Genomic DNA, 16,589 nt, shown 5'->3' with positions numbered 1-16,589 from the left:
GCAGAGTGGCTACTACGACAAAGGCCGCGCTCGATCATGCGCAGGCGTCGGCCAAAGCACAGGTGCTCATTGAATCCCTGCCGTGGCTGAAGAAGTTCCGTGACACCATCATGGTCATCAAGTTTGGTGGCAATGCGATGGTGGATGATGACCTTCTTGAAGCGTTCGCTGAGGACATCGTGTACTTGCACCATGCAGGGATCAAGCCTGTCGTCGTGCACGGCGGCGGCCCGCAGATCAATCGCATGCTTGAACGACTCGGAATTGAAAGCGAATTCCGCGGAGGCTACCGCGTGACGACTCCTGAGACGATGGATGTCGTGCGCATGGTGCTGACGGGCAAAGTGAACCCGGAGCTGATTGAGTCGATTAATGCTCACGGCCCATTTGCTTCAGGTACCACTGGTGAAGATGCTGGGCTCTTCATCGGCAAGCGTCGACCGCCCATTGCGGTTGACGGTGAGCATGTTGACCTCGGTCGTGTTGGCGATATCGTCGGGGTTCGTACCGAGCCGATTCACGCGTTGCTCGGTGCCGGCATGATTCCGGTGGTTTCTTCGATTGCACCCGATGCTGACCGTCCTGGTGAGTCACTGAACGTGAATGCTGATGCGGCCGCCTCGGCGCTTGCCTCGGCATTGCAGGCAGAAAAGCTCGTGATTCTCACCGACGTTGCCGGGCTCTACGCAAATTGGCCAGACAAGAGTTCGCTCGTTTCTTCGATCAGCACCACTGATCTTGAAGAGATGCTTCCGACACTCGAGTCTGGAATGATTCCCAAAATGCGTGCCTGCCTCGACGCAGTCACCAGCGGCGTATCGAAGGCCGCCATCATCGATGGGAGGGAACCCCACTCCGTATTGCTCGAGATTTTTACTGAGCATGGCATCGGTACAGAGGTCGTCCCAGACTAAGGGCCTCACATCGCCGGCGGGGGAGCGTCACGTTTCCCTCGCCGGCGTCATTGTTCTGGCTTGCAGCGCTGGTGTGCTGGCGACAGCGATTGCGCTCGACCAACTCCGCGAGGCTGTCGGCGACCCACTGTGGCTCCTCACCGGAGTCATTCCAGGTCTTGTCACCTGTGTACTCGCAGCGCTCAGCGGGCAGATTGTCGTGGCGGATCAGGCCACACTCACCATTCCGAACAAGCTGCTGATGCGTGCAGCATGTGTTGTGGCCGTCGCAGTCGTGGCAGCGCTCGCCGTCGGAATGATGCGTGATGATGGATCCGCGCCCCCATTGGTGTGGCCTGCGATTGCGGCGGTCCTCCCCGCAGTGTTGCTCCTTGTGTTCTGGTGGATCGAACCTGGAGCGTGTGGTGCAGGGGACGTGAAGCTGTGCGGCGTCATTGGAGTGGCGGTCGTGCCTTTCGGCCAGGAGCCCCTGGCGCGTGCCGGAGTACTGCTGCTCTTTCTCGCTGCAGCGCTTGCACTGCAGAATCTTCAGCGAATTCGGAATTGTGCAAGTGAGGGCGCTGCCGGTCCGTGGCTCCTTGGCGGCGGTTGGGCAGCGCATATCTTCTTGTCTCGGTGACTAGGCGCGCTCGCAGCCAGCCCGGTTCCGACCGGCTAGGATAGGAGCATTGTTCTGACGAGTGAAAGGCGTGGATCATGACCTATGTGATCGCTCTTCCGTGCGTGGACGTGAAGGATCGCGCCTGCGTCGATGAATGCCCAGTTGACTGCATTTATGAGGGCGAACGCTCGCTCTACATCCATCCAGATGAGTGCGTCGACTGTGGTGCCTGTGAGCCTGTATGCCCGGTCGAGGCAATCTATTACGAGGATGACCTGCCGAGCGAGTGGTCAGACTACTACCGCGCGAACGTCGAATTCTTCGATGAAATTGGTTCGCCAGGCGGTGCGGCGAAGGTTGGCATGTACAACTTCGATCATCCAGTCGTGGCGGCCCTTCCGCCTCAGGCCTAAAAGCCGCACGAGATGCACCGGCCGCTGTTTCTTCGGAAGAAACAGCGGCTTTTGTGTCTTTGCGCCTAAGAAGCTGCGGAAACCAGTAGTCTGAGACTGTTGCATAACGGCAAAATCTCGTTGTGTGTATTACGTCGCATTTCGCTCGACATCAAGATAGTCTGAGTGCAGGGGCGTAACGAATCTACGGCCTGGCCGTGGACTCCCAATAGGAGCCGATAGGCTGAAAGCAATGGCAGCGTTAAACAGATGCTCGCCAGCATGAGATCTCACGAGGAGATGACATGACCGACTCGACACAGAGCCCCAATACAGCGAAGCTGATCCTGCCTGAGGGTTCGGCCGAATTTCCGATCCTCTCAGCAGTTGACGGCAACTCGGCGATTGATCTGAGCACGCTCACGCGTCAGAGTGGCTACACCGCGCTCGACTACGGTTTCGTGAATACTGCATCGACGAAGTCGTCGATCACCTACATCGATGGCGATGAAGGTGTGCTCCGGTACCGCGGCTACCCGATCGAAGAGCTCGCTAAGGGGTCAACCTTCCTTGAGGTTGCGTACCTGTTGATTTATGGCGAGCTGCCGACGCCAGACCAGCTCTTCGAGTTTGATAGCGAGATTCGCCGTCACACTCTGCTGCACGAAGACATGGCCTACTACTTCGAGGCTGTGCCCCACACCGCGCATCCCATGGCGATGCTTTCTGGTGGGCTGCAGACCATGTCTACCTACTACGAGAATTCGCTCGATACCTCGGTTCCCGAGTTTGTTGAGGTGAACACGATCCGTCTGCTTGCGAAGCTTCCAGTGCTCGCGGCATACGCGCACAAGAAGTCGATTGGTCAGGCAACCCTGTACCCGAAGAACAGTCTGGGCTTCGTTGAAAACTTCTTGCGATTGAACTTCGGCAACAAGGCCGAGGACTACATCATGAACCCGGTGCTCGTCGATGCGCTTGATAAGCTCCTGATTCTCCACGCAGACCACGAGCAGAACGCATCGACCTCGACGGTACGCCTCGTTGGCTCGACAGGTGCAAACCTGTTCTCCTCGGTTTCTGCTGGCATTAACGCGCTTTCTGGCCCGCTGCACGGCGGCGCAAACGAAGCTGTGCTCGACATGCTCGCGCAGATCCGCGATTCCGGCCAGAGCGTGCAGGCATTCGTGGAGAAGGTCAAGCGCAAGGAAGATGGCGTGAAGCTCATGGGCTTCGGTCACCGCGTGTACAAGAACTACGATCCGCGTGCTCGTATCGTCAAAGACAGCGCCGCAAAGGTGCTCGAAGAGCTCGGCGTCAATGACCCGCTGCTCGCCCTTGCGCAGGAGCTCGAGCAGATCGCACTTGAAGATGACTACTTCAAGGAGCGCAAGCTGTATCCAAACGTTGACTTCTACACCGGCGTGATTTACAAGGCCATGGGGTTCCCAACCCGAATGTTTACGGTGCTGTTCGCAATCGGACGCCTGCCAGGCTGGATCGCACAGTGGCGTGAGGCTCGTACGGACCCCCAGACGAAGATTGGTCGCCCGCAGCAGTTGTACACGGGTTCTCCCGTGCGTCATCTGAACCGGTAGATGGGTGCACAAGTGGGGCGGGGCGCGCAAGCGCTTCGCCCCTTTTTGTGTCACAAACACTCATATTTCAGGGTGATTTCATGGAATTTCTTGAATATGACACGTCGATTTCGTGCGCTCACCGTTTGCGGGAGATAATAGACATTGGAAGTATCAAGCTTGCAAGGAGGCGTCATGGCGGCAATGAAACCGAGGACCGGAGACGGACCCATGGAAGCGGTTCGTGAGAGCCGGCTTATTGTGGTGCGCGTGCCTCTCGAAGGCGGCGGTCGACTCGTCGTTTCGGTCAATGATGAAGAAGCAGCAGAGCTGCGTGATGTACTCGCTGGTGTGCTCGACGGCTGAGCCTACCGCGTAAGAAAAGAACCCCATCTCGTGTGAGATGGGGTTCTTTTGCTTCTGTGGGATGTGTGTCCCGCTAGGCTGCGAGTTTGACGACAGTGAGGAGACCGTCACCAGATGCCGCAAGCGATGCGGCCGTTGCTGGTGAATCGGCAACAACAGCGAGCAGATCGCGCAGCGATTGGGTCTGGGTATCGCGTGCTGCTGGGTCCGAGACTTGGCCGTCGGCCAACGCGTTGGGAATGATGATGGTTCCGCCCTGGCGGACGATGCCGAGTGCGTGTTCGAAGAGTTCAAGCAGAATCTCTGGCTCGGCATCAAGCAGCACGATGTCGTAGGAGTCAAGGTTCAGGCGAGGCATGATGTGGCGTGCGTCACCCTCGACGAAACGCACCCGAGCTGACGGGACGCCAGCTTCAGTAAAGATTGGGCGTGCTTCCCTGACGTATTCCGACTCACGTTCAATCGTGGTGAGTGTCGCATGAGGGGCATGACGCAACAGTGCTAAGCCGCTGACACCAAGGCCGGTTCCGATCTCGCAGATGTTTCGGGCGTTGGAGACGGCTGCAAGCACCGAGAGCTGCGATGCGACAGAGCCCGAGACAGGCGTAATGCCGTGCTCGATGGAAAGTCGGCGCGCACGCACGAGTGAGTCGGGCTCGTTCGGGTACTGCTCAACGAACTGCCAGTTACGCTCGACCTTGCTCACTTGTCCTCCAACGATCGCGACTCAACACGAGTACGTTCTAAGCGTAGAGGTTCAGAGGTGCGCAGAGAGGGTACACACGCGCGTCATCGTAAGGTTTCGGTGCCCACGGGGATGTACGATGGCGGGTATGGGCCTGACTTTCGACAAGATCTTGGTGATTCTCGTGATCGCGATGCTGATCGTTGGTCCCACCCGCCTGCCCGAGTATGCGAAGAAGCTTGGCGAGTTCGTCAAGACCATCAAGCAAATGGCTGACGGCGCAAAGGGACGTCTGAAAGATGAGATGGGTCCTGAGTACGACAACGTCGACTGGAAGCAGCTTGATCCGCGCCAGTATGATCCGCGACGCATCGTGCGGGAAGCGCTCGTCGAAGACGAGCGTGAGAACCGTTTGAAGGAGCGCCGCGAGCGTCTCGAGAACGCGCGCAAGGAGCGTGAGTCGAAGCTCAGCGGAATGATGCGCTACGACGACGAGGCGACATAAGCCGCGCACCACAGACCTCGTCTGCTGCGCGTCGGGGCGCAACGTGCAGTTTGCCGCGCCCGACTCCTAGCTGAGGCTAATGCCGAGTGGGCGACCAGCGAGCCCGCGGCCAATCCCGATGATTCGGTCTGCGATGAGCTGCACCTCTGCGCCTGCGGGATCCGCACTCGCGATGAGTTCCTGCGGGGTGCCGGTATCGCCTGCGGCGCGGAAATCTGGGCTCAGCGGCACACTGCCGAGCAGCGGAACGGTGCCGTGCTCGTCGTCTGACAGGCGTTCTGCGACCGTGCGACCACCACCCGAGCCAAAGATGTCAAGGACGCTACCATCGGGCTGCACAAGGCCTGCCATGTTTTCGATGACACCGATGACCTTTTGGCCGGTCTGGCGTGCGACAAGCGCGCTGCGCACGGCGACATCGGCTGCGGCCTCCTGTGGAGTGGTGATGACGAGCACCTCTGCCTGGGGGAGGAGCTGCCCAACGCTAATGGCGACATCTCCAGTGCCTGGTGGCAAGTCGAGCAGAAGTACATCGAGGTCGCCGAACCAGACATCGCGCAAGAACTGTTCAATGGTGCGGTGCAGCATGGGGCCACGCCATGAGACCGCGGTATTTCGTGGATCAGCATCGCCCAAGAACATTCCAATGGAAATTGCCTGCACACCATCCACCGAGGGCGGGATGATCATCTCGCCCACTCGTGTGGGTTGCTCGACCTTGCCGTCACGGCTCAGGCCAAGTACGCTCGGAATCGAGAACCCAAAGATGTCGGCATCGATGACGCCAACCGAGAGCCCGCGCTGCGCAAATGCCATCGCGAGCGCTGAGGTAAGCGAGGACTTGCCAACGCCACCTTTCCCGCTCGTCACCGCGATGACGCGCGTGAGAGAGTCTGGGCCGAACTGACGAGGCCGCGATCCGCGCACGCGCTCGACAAACGCCTGCCGTTCAGCCGGAGTCATGACTCCAACGTCAACGGAGCTTGCCTCGATGCCCGCGACTGAGTCAATAGCGCTGTGAACATCGGCCTCAATTTGGCGAGCGGCGGGGCAGCCAGCGATGGTGAGCTGAATGCTCACCGCTGCGTGAGTCGTGCCAGCTGCAGTCGTGCTGACTGAGACCTCGCGCACCATTCCGAGCTCGGTCAATGGGCGACGGATGTCAGGATCCTGGACCCGGTCAAGCGCGGTCCACAAGGTGAGTTCGAGTGCCGACGCGGTTTCGCGACCGGGCATCGTCTGCTCTGTGGTCATTGCGCGCTTACTCCTTTGGTGTGCTGGACGCTGGATGCTCGGGATCCGCGGGCTGGGAAGCTATCGAAGGGGACGCAGTGTCCTCCTCTTCAGTATCGAGCTCTTCAAGCAGCGAACGCAGCTCTTGTCGAATGAATTCCCGGTCGGGAAGATCCTTCATCGCGATACGGAGCGAAACAACCTCGCGCGCAAGGAACTCGATGTCGGCGACGTTACGTTCTGCACGCTGACGGTCCTGCTCGATCTGCACGCGGTCGCGGTCATCCTGACGGTTCTGCGCGAGCAGAATCATCGGTGCAGCGTACGACGCTTGCAGCGAGAGGATGAGCGTGAGCGCGGTGAATCCGAGCGCGGCAGAGTCGAAACGAAGATGCTGTGGCCCCCAGGTATTCCACGCGAGCCAAGCGACGCAGAAGGCGCTGAGAATGAGCAAGAACCACGGGGTTCCCATGCCTCGCGCAATGCTCTCCGTCCAGCGGCCAAATCGCTCGTTGCCGCCGGTACGCCCCTCCTGCGGGGCGCGGATCCCTGAGGCGCGCGGCGCATCGAGCGACGTGCTCTTTCCCCAGCGGATCATGCGCCTGCTCCTGAGTGCGAAGTGTCGTCGTCCGCTGCGTGACGCCAGTCATCTGGAAGGAGATGGTCGAGCACGTCGTCGACCGTGACGACGCCAACGAGGCGGGTCTGATCATCGACAACAGGAATGGCTACCAGGTCATAACTTGCTAGCTGGCGGGCGACTTCTGCCGCGTCTGCATCGACGTGCACCGGCTCGATCTCGTTGTCGAGGAGTGCTGACAGCCGCTCGTGGGGCGGGAAGCGAAGCATGCGCTGGAAGTGAGCGATTCCGAGAAACTCACCAGTCGGGGTCTCAAATGGCGGGTGCGTCACGTAGACGGCAGCAGCCATGGCAGGGGATATCTCTGCGCGGCGGATCATCGCGAGGCCCTCGGCGATGCTTGCTTCGCCGGAAAGGATGATTGCCGAGGGGCTCATCAGGCCACCAGCGGTGTCTGGTGCGTAGCCCAGGAGCTTACGGACTTCAGCTTCTTCCTCATCTTCCATGAGGTCAAGCAATTCTTCTCGCTTGGCGTCCGGAAGCGCTGAGACGAGGTCTGCCGCGTCGTCTGGCTCCATATGGTCAAGCACGTCTGCGGCACGCTTCTCAGGAATATGGGCGAGCAGAGACAGCTGATCCGCTTCTGTCATCTCTTCAAGCGCGTCGGCGACTCGGTCGTCAGACATCTCTGCCATGACCTCGGTCATGCGCTCAAACGGGAGCTCGAGGAGCGCTTCAGCGAGGTCGGCCGGCTTGAGATCGAGGAAAGTCTGGATGAGACGTTCTGCCGACTGCGCCTCTGACTTCTCTTGCGGCAAACGCAGGTCGGTCCAGGCCACAATGCGTGTCTCAGGCCTGCTGAACGCGCGAACTTCTGTGCGGATCACGTGCACGAATACCTCGGAGAGGATCCACTCGCCCGAACGAGTGCGTTCAATTGCGGCGTCTTCAACGCGCACACGGGTTGAATCTGCGAGCTGCGCGGGAAGACCAAGAAGCTGTGCCAAGACGCGGACCTCGCCGCTTCGCTGTTCGAAGCGGCGAATGTTGATGAGGCCTGTCGTGATGACCTGGCCAGAACCAATCGACGTCACACGGCTGATCGGCACAAAAACACGACGCTTGCCTGGAATCTCAACGATGAGACCGACGACGCGCGGTTGCGTCTGGTGTCGATAAACGACAAGGACGTCGCGTACCTTTCCGATGCGATCACCGGCAGGGTCAAAAACACCCCGCCCCGCAAGGCGGCCGACAAAGACCCTCGAATTGCTCACACCCCTACGCTACCGCTTACGGCTGACAGCAAGGTAACGGCAACGCGAAGCAAAACACTGGGTTCAACCAGCGCTGGGCCATACAATCAAGGTATGAGTTTCACAGGACAGCCCGGGGCCCCACGTACGCCCCTGTCACTTGAGCTGCCAACAGGTGACATTATCTCGACCTACGACCGTTACGAGGACGCTCGCAGCGCGGTTGACACCCTCGCAAAGAGTGGATTCCCCGTTCGTGAGGTGAGCATCGTCGGAAACCATGTTCGCAGCGTTGAGCGGATCACCGGCAAGCTTACCTATGGTCGAGTCGCCCTGATGGGTGCGCTCTCTGGCGCATATCTTGGCCTGTTCCTTGGTGTGCTGCTGTTCCTCTTCCAGCCAGACAACACGGGCATCCTCGGTGTGTTCGTTGCGGCGCTCGTGATCGGCGCCGGTTTTGGCATGCTTTTCAGCGTGGTCTCGTACTCAATGACCCGCAACCGCCGTGGCTTCTCGTCGGTGACGCAGATGATCGCTGTGCGATACGAGCTGTATACGACTCCTGAGCTTGTCCACGACGCGCGGCGCGTACTGATGGGCGAGGTGCCGCCCACGGTGTAGCCATGCGGTTCGCCTTGGCTGCGTGATCCGTCTCTGGTCGTTTGGGCGAGGCTGACCACGCGAAAGAGCCCCTTTCTCTCGAGAAGGGGGCTTTCTTGCGTCAGCAAGGGCCGGTTTCGAGAGAAAGGAGCTGTTTCGAAGGGGTGACCTTGAGAGGGGGACCTCGAGAGAGGGGGGCAACCTTGAGAAATGGGGACCTCACAGGGAATGCCCGGAGCCGGAGCCAGGCCCGGAGCCGGAGCCGGACCCGGAGCCCTGCCTAGCGCTGTGCGTTAGCGATCCACGCCTCGACCGCGTCAGCGGTGCGAGGAATGCCAGCGGAGAGGTTCAGGCAACCGCTTTCGGTCACGACGATGTCGTCTTCGATCCGCACGCCGATGCCACGGTATTCAGCTGGGACGGTGAGGTCGTCAGGCTGGAAGTACAGGCCAGGTTCGATAGTGAAGACCATTCCTGGTTCAAGCACGCCATCCATGTACATTTCACGGCGGGCCTGCGCGCAGTCGTGCACGTCCATTCCGAGGTGATGGCTGGTTCCGTGCACCATGTAACGGCGGTAGTACGCAGTTCCGTCATCTTCGGGGAGGATGCCCCACTCGCGGGTACGGCGCTCGATGACCTGCATGGCTGCGTCGTGCACTTCATGGAACCGGATTCCAGGACGCACAATCGCGCGCGCAGCATCTGCAGCTTCGAGTACGGCGTTGTAGACGCGCCGCTGGACCTCAGAGAACTTCCCTGAGACGGGGACGGTGCGGGTGATGTCTGCCGTGTAGAGGCTGTCCATTTCGATACCGGCGTCGAGGAGGAGGAGATCGCCCTCGCGTACCGGTCCATCGTTGCGGATCCAGTGCAGGGTGCACGCATGCGGGCCAGACGCTGCAATGGTTTCGTAGCCGACCGTGTTGCCATCGAGACGGGCACGCTGATTGAAAACGCCCTCAACGATACGCTCACCACGTGGGTGCGCACTCGCCTGGGGAAGCGCAGCGAGGACTTCCGTGAAGCCCTGTGCTGTCGCGTCAACTGCGGCCTGCATCTCAGCGAGCTCGTACTCGTCCTTCACCAGGCGCAGCTCTGACGTCACGCGAGCAAGGTCAGCGTCATCGAGCGTGAGATCGTCGGACGAGGGGCGGAACTCTGCGAGGTGCGCAGTCGGAACCGCGAGGAGCGCTGACACCTGCGCGAGGGATGGGCGTGGCCCGATCCAGAACTCACCAATCTCAGGGTTCGCGAAGAACTCGTCACTGTCGCGACCAGCGCGCTCGCGGAAGTACAGCGTGGACGCATCGTCTTCGATGACGAGGATCGCGCCTGGCTCAGACTCCGCGCCCCAACCGGTGAGGTGCGCAAATGCCGAATGTGCTCGGTACTGGTAGAAGGTGTCGTTCGAACGCTGCTTCATTGCACCCGCCGCGATGACGAGACGCTGGCCAGGGAACTGCTTGGCAACTGCAGCACGGCGTTCAGCGGCAAACGCCGCGGCCGGATGAGCAGCCGGAAGCTCGTCAACGCGATCCGCCCAGTGCTGCGAAATGTACGCACCAAACGCATCGTTCTGCGGGGTCGTGCTGCGGTTCGTGTTATCGATTTCTACCTCGTGGGTAGCCTGCTCGCTCGTGGTCATACTCCCATCTTCTCACTTCCCTCGGAGAGCTGGCTCAGCACCCCAATTCGGCCCAAAGCCCATAGACTGGCGGAATGAGTAACACCGAGCAGCACAGAGGCTTTGACCTCCACACGCACTCGGTCTATTCCGATGGCACGACCCGGCCGAGTGAGATTGCAGCCGAAGCCGCGCGGATCGGGCTGAGCGGCTTCGCGCTCACTGACCACGACACGATCGATGGCTGGGATGAGGCGCGTGAGGCAGCGGCCGCGCACGGCATTGACTTTCTGCCAGGAATCGAGATCACCACGAAGTTTGCTGGCCGCTCACCGCACCTCCTCGGATACGGCATTTCGCCAGAGGCAGGAGAGCTGTTTGATGCGCTCTCGGTCGTGCGAAGTGCACGACTTGCCCGTGCGAGCAAGATGGTGGAACTCATCATGGTGGACTACGCGATCACTTGGGAAGACGTGCTCGGTGCAGAAGACGCCCGCACCGTTGGCCGTCCCCATATTGCAGACGCGCTCGTCCGCGCGGGTTACTTTGTCGACCGCAGCGCTGCCTTCACCGAGCTGCTGTACCCAGGCTCGCCCTACTACATCGGGACGCTCACGATGGACACCGCAGAAGCGATCCGCCTGGTACGGCAAGCTGGCGGCGTTCCCGTCATCGCTCACCCTGCCGCGAACCGTCAGGCAGAACCCATTCCGCTCACCGACCTCACCGCGCTCGCCGCAGCTGGCCTGTGGGGCATTGAGCTCGAACACCCAGAGAACCGACCAGAATGGGTCCCTGTCCTGCGCGAAGGTGCGCGCGAGATTGGGCTCGTTCCGACCGGGTCAAGCGACTTCCACGGAGCAGGCAAGCCGAATAGGCTCGGAGACTTCACTACGCCGGAAACGACAGTGGCGGCCATCCGAAAGATGACCGCCACTCCACGCTAGCGAGATTTCACTCGCTCGACCGTTTATGCAGCAGCGCTGCCAGCCATGCTGTCTGCTGCGATTCGTCCGTCGACAACGGTGACGAGTTCGTCGAGGGTGCCTCGATGTACCAGATCGTGCGTGACGAGGAGTGTCGCGGTGCCACGTTCATGCGTGAGATCTGAGATCAGTTGCATGATCTCAGCGCCACGCTCCTGGTCGAGCGCGCTTGTCGGCTCATCAACGAGGAGCGCGTCGGGCTCCTGGACGAGCGCACGTGCAATCGCTACACGCTGACGCTGGCCGCCTGAGAGCTGGTGGGGACGTTTGTTCGCGTGTTCGGCAAGACCAACGGCTGCGAGCAGCTCATCTACGCGTCCCGAAATGTGCGCGCGTCTCGTGCGTCGATCCGCGCCCCCGAGCTCAGCCATGACCAGCAGCTGCTCGCGGGCTGTGAGCGAGGGGAGCAGGTTGGACTGTTGAAACACGATGCCGATGCGGTCACGTCGGAGCGCTGCCGCTTCTTCAAGCGAGAGTTTTGCCGCATCAACGGTGGCGTGATTCGGGCCGCTCAGCAGGACACTGCCGGAGTCCGGTCGAATAAGTGTCGATGCAACCGCGAGAATCGAAGACTTGCCAGATCCCGAGGGGCCCGTGATGCCGGTGACCTTGCCAGCGGGGGCAGTCAGGGTGACGTTGTCGACCGCGGTGACGCGGCTGTCGCCGTCTGGGAAAGTGAGGGTGACGTTCTGCAGTTCAATCATCGGTGGCTCCCAAGTGCTACGAGTGGATCAGCTTTGGTGACGGTACGGAGTGCGAATGCGGCACCCGCGAGGCCGAGGACGGCCATGATGAGCGCAGGCAACACCGTCGTGAGCGGGCTCAACAGGAATGGCAGCGCTTGACCCGCGAGAAGGCCGAGCCCCGTCACTGCGAGAATGCCAATTCCGATTCCCGCAATGAGCACCACGAGCGCCTGACCGAGCGCGTCCTTGATCAGCGACGAGTTCGAAGCGCCGAGTGCCTTGAGGACTGCGACATCGCCTGCGCGCTGCATCGTCCAGACGGTGAAGAATGCGCCGACGACGAGGGCAGAGATGCCGAAGAGCATCGCGATCATGAGGCCAAGCGAGCCGATCTCAGACTTGAAAGTCGACAGCGCGGACAACGACATGATCGGGGTCTTCACGCTCGTTCCGGTGTCAGCTGCGATTGCATCCCAATCGGGTGCGGATCCGTCTGCTCCTGACACGAGCAACGCCGTTGGCGCGCCCGTTCCGCCAAGCTTCGCGTTCGACATTGCCCAGTCGCCGTGATCCATCGCGACAACGGGGGTGTGGCTGTACCACGCCTCTGGTCCGATTTTCGCGACGGTAAACTCCGAGCCGATGATCGTGAGGGTATCGCCGACCTGCGCGCCAAGTTCATCAGCGGCGCCCTGTGAGAGGCCAACCTCGCCAGATTTTTCTGGGGTGAGATCGAAGACAGAACCGGTGGTGCCGTCTTTTGCTGACGCCTCGGACATGCCGAACAGCGCCACGCCGACCGTGCCTTCTGCTGCCGACGCAGATCCGCTCGTATTCTCAGCGCGCGCCTGCGCGATACCGAGGGGGAGTACGGTCTCGACGCCATCGGCCGCGATCCATGCTTCGCCAGCCTCGTTCGTGATTGACGAAGTTGCGTAGTCAGGAGCGCCATCACCCGGGTTCTGCAGAACGACGCGTTCGCCAGGAAGCTGCAGCATCGCAGAGATGTTCTGCGATGCAAGACCTCCGGTAAGTCCCGAAAGGAAGCCGACGAGCAGAGTGATGAGCGCCACCACTGTGCCGATGAGGAAGAAGCGACCCCGCGCAAACCGCAGGTCTCTCCAAGCAACGAACACGATAACTCCTTCCGGTCGCGCTCGGTGCGCGGCCACCATTCAAGAATCGCGAGTTTGCAGGCAAAGCTCATCGGCCGCATGCCCGGTCTTTCATCACTCCGATCGGTCGATGCGGGGTCATCCATTTGGATGATGACGGGGAGCCAAGAACCGCGTAGCCTGGAATCGTCATGATTCGATCACGAGAGCCAGCAACGTCATCATCGCGGTTTGCGAAGGATGTTCCCGGTGACTCCGGTGACTTCGTCGCCCCTTCTGGCGCAGGAGCAATGGCGACGTTGTCGCCCGTCTTCGCCGGTCTCCGTCTGGGCTTGCATGTGCTGCTTATCGGCCTGCTTGTCTTGCCGGTGGTGACGAGCTACGTCACAGGATCGCCGTATTTTGTTGCCGTGCTTGTGGTCGCAGTCGGATTCCTCGCGGTCTATGCCGGCGGCGCAGTATTCGGTCATTTTCGTGGCACGCCTGCGTCTCCTGTTGCGCACACTGCGCAGTCGGTGGCCTGGGTGGCCTCGCTCACCCTGCTGTGGACGATTCTTGTCTGGCTCTCCCCGGAGGGCGCTTACCTCGTCTTCCCGCTGTTCTTCCTGTATCTGCATGTGCTGCCGTCCCCAGGCGGACTCATCACGGTGGTGGTGACGACAGGGATTGCTGTGCTTGCGCTCGGACTACACCTTGGATTTAGTTTCGGGGGCGTGATCGGTCCCATTGTCGGCGCAGTGGTCGCGGTCTTTATCGGGTACGGGTACCGAATGCTCACACGGGAAGTACACGAGCGCGAGGACCTCGTGCAAGAGCTGCTTGTGACGCGCGAACAGCTTGCTGCAACCGAGCGCGAGCAGGGCGCATTCGAAGAACGAGCTCGCCTCGCTCGCGACATTCACGACACGGTCGCACAAGGCCTCTCAAGCATTCAGATGCTGTTGCATGCAGCTGAACGCACGACACCGGAGCCCGGGCTCGGGCACCTGCGACTTGCGCGCGAAACCGCGGCAGAAAGCCTTGCTGATACGCGCCAGATCATCCGTGCGCTCACTCCAGAATCACTATCGAGCGGCCTTGCTGATGCGCTGCGACGACTTGCAGCCGAACAAAGTCGTCGAACGGGCATCCTGGTGGTGGTCGAAGTTGATCCCGCTGCTGAAGCAGGCGATCTCGGTATGGACACGAGTACCGCGCTCCTGCGCATTGCCCAGGGAGCGCTGTCAAACGTGGTGAAGCATTCTGGCGCGGATCGTGCCGACATCTCCCTGAGCGTGAGTGCAGACGGGGAGGTGCGTCTCTCCATTGCCGATAATGGGGTGGGCTTTGATCCACACATCATGCGAGCCAATGACCCATCACGGGACTCATTCGGGCTCCGTGCGATCGAAGAACGCGTCCTGCAGTTGGGTGGGGCACTTGAACTTGAGGCAGTGCCAGGTGCCGGAACCACGGTGACCGCTGTCCTCCCTAAGAGAGCTGGAGCGTGAAGACTATGCGTATCGTCCTTGCAGATGATCACCCGGTCGTTCGGGCAGGGATCCGCGCCCTGCTTGAGTGCGAGCCAGAATTTGAAGTGGTCGCTGATGCGTCAACTCCAGCCGAGGCGGTGCGGGCAGCTGCTGAGCACGCACCTGACGTCGTACTGATGGACTTGCAGTTTGGGGCGCAACCGGCGGTCGAAAGCCCGGCTGGAGTGCGGCTTCTCAATGGTGCCGACGCGACACGAGAGATTCGGGCGCTCTCGAATCCTCCCGCGGTCCTTGTTCTCACAAACTACGACACGGATGGCGACATTCTGGGCGCTGTGGAAGCCGGGGCAAGCGGGTACCTGCTGAAGGATGCACCCCCGGAGGAGCTCGTCGCGGCGATCCGTGCGGCTGCTGCGGGGGAGAGCGCGCTCGCTCCTGCGATCGCTGGCCGATTGCTGGCCAGACTACGCGCGCCGCAGGAAAGTCTGAGCGCGCGCGAAGCGGAAGTACTCACCCTTGTCGCGCAGGGCAAATCAAACACCAAGATTGCCACCGAACTCGTGATCTCTGAAGCAACGGTCAAGACGCACCTTGCCCATATCTACACGAAGCTTGGAGTCTCGTCGCGGACGGCGGCCGTCGCAGCTGCGCGGAAGTCTGGCGCCATTCGTTAGGTTCTGGCCGTGCTGGGTCTTCGCCTGGGGTCTGGCCGTGTTGGGTCTTCGGCCGTGTTGGGGGCTTCGGGCGAGGCCGGAACGCCTAACCCATCGAAAAGGGTACTTTCTCTCGAGAAGGGGCCTTTCAAACGGCAGAAAGGTGCGTTCTCGAGAGAAAGGCCTGGTTTCGGTGGGTTGAGCACGAGAACGCACCCCGCGGAGGAACAGACCGGCTCAGACCTGCGCCACTTTCCCTCAACATGTGAGGGACTCGTGCGGCCGTTGGCCGCGCGCTTTTGTGAGCAAAGCGGCGCAGAATGCGCCACAAATGAGCCACCTGTGGGACACGATGAAGCTGTGTGTCGGCGACGGCTGAGACGTGGACGCCTACACAGTTTGCATTTGGTACGTCATGCGCAATGACGCAAACAACCCCGCGAGGGCAAAAACCTTCGCGGGGTTGAGTCGTGCGCGGTTTCGGTGGCGCCACAGTGGCGGCGGCAGTAGCCGCTCCCGCCGCCACTTCGGTCGCAGCCGAAACTACGCGAGCAATGCGCGGTCGTCGAAGCTCGCCCCCTTGATCTTGGCGAACTCAGCGAGGAGCTGAGGCACCGTCAGATGCTTCTTCTCCTCTTCCGATGCTTGGAACACGATTCGGCCTTCATGCATCATGATGAGTCGGTTGCCGAGCTGGAGCGCCTGCTCCATGTTGTGCGTCACCATGAGCGTGGTGAGTCGATCCGCTGAGACGATCCGCTCAGTGAGGTTCGTCACCAGTGCGGCACGCTGCGGGTCCAGCGCTGCGGTGTGCTCATCGAGGAGCAAAATGCGGGGCTGTGTGAAACCCGCCATGAGGAGGGAAAGCGCCTGACGCTGGCCACCAGAGAGCAGGCCCACCTTGGCCGTGAGACGGTTCTCAAGGCCAAGCTCAAGGGACTTCAGCTCTTCGACGAACCGCTCACGTCGCGCTTTCGTGCGGCCAGCTCCGAGTCCACGAGGCTGACCGCGCTTGAGAGCGAGCGACAAGTTCTGTTCGATCGTGAGATCGGGGGCAGTACCAGCCATCGGGTCTTGGAAGACACGACCAACGTACTTCGCACGCTGGTACTCCTTGAGCTTCGAAACCTGCTGGCCGTCGATGGTGAGCGAACCGGAGTCGATCAGGTAGCGACCAGCAACAGCATTAAGCAGCGTGGACTTGCCTGCACCATTCGAGCCGATCACCGTGACGAAATCGCCCTGGCTCAATCGAAGGCTGACGTCTACGAGCGCTTTGCGCTCATTGATCGTTCCGGGGAAGAAGGTTTTCGAGATCTGATCAATGTGGAGCATGTGTGC

18 protein-coding genes are annotated in these 16,589 nt (G+C 60.8%); 10 read left to right on the top strand and 8 right to left on the bottom strand.

What is annotated here, in order from left to right:
* The first annotated feature begins 5 nt into the window (after window positions 1–5).
* The 5 genes from argB to FW756_RS08540 all read left to right on the top strand — a co-directional run bounded on the left by argB (window position 6) and on the right by FW756_RS08540 (window position 3,850).
* Window positions 6–914 (top strand): acetylglutamate kinase, encoded by a 909-nt coding sequence (gene argB / locus FW756_RS08560; RefSeq protein WP_446429746.1) that lies wholly within the window; start codon window positions 6–8, stop codon window positions 912–914.
* Entirely contained in the window at window positions 883–1,533 is a 651-nt protein-coding gene (locus tag FW756_RS08555; RefSeq protein ID WP_446429745.1) for a hypothetical protein, read from the top strand. Before argB ends, FW756_RS08555 begins: the two co-directional genes overlap by 32 nt.
* Before the next feature lie 77 nt (window positions 1,534–1,610).
* Window positions 1,611–1,928: a ferredoxin gene (gene fdxA, locus FW756_RS08550; RefSeq protein ID WP_188034441.1), complete on the top strand. Its 318-nt coding sequence runs from the start codon at window positions 1,611–1,613 to the stop codon at window positions 1,926–1,928.
* Between the two features lie 284 nt (window positions 1,929–2,212).
* Entirely contained in the window at window positions 2,213–3,505 is a 1,293-nt protein-coding gene (locus FW756_RS08545; protein WP_446429744.1) for a citrate synthase, read from the top strand.
* A gap of 174 nt (window positions 3,506–3,679) precedes the next feature.
* Window positions 3,680–3,850, top strand: a complete 171-nt coding sequence (locus tag FW756_RS08540; protein ID WP_446429743.1) for a DUF3117 domain-containing protein — start codon at window positions 3,680–3,682, stop codon at window positions 3,848–3,850.
* A gap of 73 nt (window positions 3,851–3,923) precedes the next feature.
* Here FW756_RS08540 and FW756_RS08535 read toward each other — a convergent pair whose 3' ends face one another.
* Window positions 3,924–4,556, bottom strand: coding sequence for an O-methyltransferase (locus FW756_RS08535; RefSeq protein ID WP_446429742.1), 633 nt, complete (start codon window positions 4,554–4,556; stop codon window positions 3,924–3,926).
* Window positions 4,557–4,683: 127 nt separating this feature from the next.
* Here FW756_RS08535 and FW756_RS08530 point away from each other — a divergent pair, with 127 nt between their 5' ends.
* Window positions 4,684–5,040: a twin-arginine translocase TatA/TatE family subunit gene (locus FW756_RS08530; RefSeq protein WP_446429741.1), complete on the top strand. Its 357-nt coding sequence runs from the start codon at window positions 4,684–4,686 to the stop codon at window positions 5,038–5,040.
* A 66-nt stretch (window positions 5,041–5,106) separates the two neighbouring features.
* On the opposite strand, the gene FW756_RS08525 is transcribed toward FW756_RS08530, so the two are convergent.
* From FW756_RS08525 to FW756_RS08515, 3 genes are read right to left on the bottom strand one after another with little or no spacing between them, the layout of a single operon-like run.
* Entirely contained in the window at window positions 5,107–6,276 is a 1,170-nt protein-coding gene (locus FW756_RS08525; protein ID WP_446430032.1) for a P-loop NTPase, read from the bottom strand.
* 25 nt (window positions 6,277–6,301) lie between these two features.
* Window positions 6,302–6,871 (bottom strand): DUF1003 domain-containing protein, encoded by a 570-nt coding sequence (locus FW756_RS08520; protein ID WP_446429740.1) that lies wholly within the window; start codon window positions 6,869–6,871, stop codon window positions 6,302–6,304.
* Window positions 6,868–8,130 (bottom strand): magnesium transporter MgtE N-terminal domain-containing protein, encoded by a 1,263-nt coding sequence (locus FW756_RS08515; RefSeq protein WP_446429739.1) that lies wholly within the window; start codon window positions 8,128–8,130, stop codon window positions 6,868–6,870. The genes FW756_RS08520 and FW756_RS08515 overlap by 4 nt, the downstream gene beginning before the upstream one ends.
* Window positions 8,131–8,223: 93 nt before the next feature.
* On the opposite strand from FW756_RS08515, the gene FW756_RS08510 reads away from it, so the two are divergent.
* Window positions 8,224–8,730, top strand: coding sequence for a general stress protein (locus FW756_RS08510; protein WP_446429738.1), 507 nt, complete (start codon window positions 8,224–8,226; stop codon window positions 8,728–8,730).
* 259 nt (window positions 8,731–8,989) lie between these two features.
* Here the strand turns inward: FW756_RS08510 and FW756_RS08505 are convergent, their stop codons facing one another.
* On the bottom strand, window positions 8,990–10,357 hold the full coding sequence (locus tag FW756_RS08505) for an aminopeptidase P family protein (protein WP_446429737.1): 1,368 nt from the start codon (window positions 10,355–10,357) through the stop codon (window positions 8,990–8,992).
* Between the two features lie 74 nt (window positions 10,358–10,431).
* On the opposite strand from FW756_RS08505, the gene FW756_RS08500 reads away from it, so the two are divergent.
* A complete protein-coding gene (locus tag FW756_RS08500; protein ID WP_446429736.1) occupies window positions 10,432–11,283 on the top strand; it encodes a PHP domain-containing protein in 852 nt (283 codons plus the stop codon).
* Between the two features lie 23 nt (window positions 11,284–11,306).
* Here FW756_RS08500 and FW756_RS08495 read toward each other — a convergent pair whose 3' ends face one another.
* Complete coding sequence (locus FW756_RS08495; protein ID WP_446429735.1) at window positions 11,307–12,026, bottom strand: ABC transporter ATP-binding protein; 720 nt, start codon at window positions 12,024–12,026, stop codon at window positions 11,307–11,309.
* The gene (locus FW756_RS08490; protein WP_446429734.1) at window positions 12,023–13,144 is read right to left on the bottom strand and encodes an ABC transporter permease; all 1,122 of its coding nucleotides are present in this window, start codon (window positions 13,142–13,144) and stop codon (window positions 12,023–12,025) included. Before FW756_RS08490 ends, FW756_RS08495 begins: the two co-directional genes overlap by 4 nt.
* A gap of 170 nt (window positions 13,145–13,314) precedes the next feature.
* Here FW756_RS08490 and FW756_RS08485 point away from each other — a divergent pair, with 170 nt between their 5' ends.
* Window positions 13,315–14,613, top strand: a complete 1,299-nt coding sequence (locus tag FW756_RS08485) for a sensor histidine kinase (RefSeq protein WP_446429733.1) — start codon at window positions 13,315–13,317, stop codon at window positions 14,611–14,613.
* A 5-nt stretch (window positions 14,614–14,618) separates the two neighbouring features.
* Complete coding sequence (locus FW756_RS08480) at window positions 14,619–15,269, top strand: LuxR C-terminal-related transcriptional regulator (RefSeq protein ID WP_446430031.1); 651 nt, start codon at window positions 14,619–14,621, stop codon at window positions 15,267–15,269.
* A gap of 522 nt (window positions 15,270–15,791) precedes the next feature.
* Here FW756_RS08480 and FW756_RS08475 read toward each other — a convergent pair.
* The gene (locus tag FW756_RS08475) at window positions 15,792–16,583 is read right to left on the bottom strand and encodes an ABC transporter ATP-binding protein (protein ID WP_446429732.1); all 792 of its coding nucleotides are present in this window, start codon (window positions 16,581–16,583) and stop codon (window positions 15,792–15,794) included.
* Window positions 16,584–16,589 lie beyond the last annotated feature (6 nt).

The organism is Leucobacter sp. 1207-22, from assembly GCF_052850455.1.
Note: the sequence above shows the minus strand (reverse complement) of the source record. Positions and strands in the feature narration are given on the sequence as shown.